Origin of the sequence: Mesorhizobium sp. M7A.F.Ca.AU.002.02.1.1 (assembly GCF_003998535.1) — a bacterium.
GTDB lineage: Bacteria > Pseudomonadota > Alphaproteobacteria > Rhizobiales > Rhizobiaceae > Mesorhizobium > Mesorhizobium ciceri.
In genome coordinates this window covers 1-1126 of sequence record NZ_RZPB01001237.1, presented here as the reverse complement: position 1 = coordinate 1126, position 1126 = coordinate 1, and the positions used below count along the sequence as shown (strand labels likewise).

At 62.1% G+C, this 1126-nt stretch carries 1 protein-coding gene; it reads right to left on the bottom strand.

Annotation, left to right across the window (positions count from 1 at the left end):
• Positions 1–22: 22 nt before the first annotated feature.
• Positions 23–1126: ABC transporter substrate-binding protein (locus EN879_RS36780; protein WP_164774883.1), on the bottom strand; the 1104-nt coding region annotated here is incomplete at its 5' end.

Here is a 1126-nt window from a genome sequence, read left to right as displayed (position 1 = left end):
GGACATATCCGCAAGGCCAAGCTCAGGCTTCGAGCCAGCACTTCGCCAGCGCGTAGCCGTTCATCAGCTCCTGATGCGGATCGTCGACCCAGCCGCCGACCTTGGCGCCGGTAGCGTCGATGAACTGGTTGAACATCGGCAGGATCAGGCCGCCCTCGTCTCGTACCAGGACAGCCATGTCATGATACATCTGCTTGCGCTTGGTCTCGTCGAGCTCGGCGCGCGCCGCCAGCACCATCTTGTCGAAGTCAGGACGCTTGAAACGCGTGTCGTTCCAGTCGGCGGTCGACAGATAAGCGGTGGAGTACATCTGGTCCTGGGTCGAGCGGCCGCCCCAGTAGGACGCGCAGAAGGGCTGCTTGTTCCAGACCTCGTTCCAATAGCCGTCGCCGGGCTCACGCTTCAGCTCGATCTGAATGCCGGCCTTGGCCGCGCTCTGCTGGAACAACTGCGATGCATCGACGGCGCCCGGGAAAGCGACGTCCGAGGTCCGCAGCAGGACGGCGCCGTCGTGGCCGGACTTCTTGAAGTGGAACTTGGCCTTGTCGGGATCGTACTTGCGCTGCTCGATCTCGGTAAACAGCGGATAGGACGCATTGATCGGGAAGTCGTTGCCGAGCGAACCGTAGCCGCGCAGGATCTTGTCCAGCATTTCCTCGCGGTCGATGGCCAGCTTCAGTGCCATGCGCAAATCGGCGTTGTCGAACGGCGCCGTGTTGCAATGCATGATGAACACGTAGTGGCCAGGACCCGCGTGGTTGCGGATGGTGACGCCCGGCAGGCGCTTGATCAGGTCGACGATCTTCGGCTCGACGCGGTTGATCACGTTGACCTGGCCGCCCTGCAGGGCGGCCGTGCGCGCTGTCGCATCGTTGATGACGATGATCTCGATCTGGTCGGCATGGCCCATCTTGTCGCCCTGCCAGTAATTGGCGAAACGCTCGCCGCCATGGCGCACACCGGGCTCATTGGTCGTGACCTTGTAAGGACCGGCCGAGATGCCTGCGTCAGCCTTGTCCTTGCCGCCATTTGGTTGGACGATCAGGTGATAGTCGCTGAGCAAATAGGGCAGATCGGCATTGGCCTCCTTCAGCGTCAGCACGACTTCCTTGCCGCTGGCCTTGAT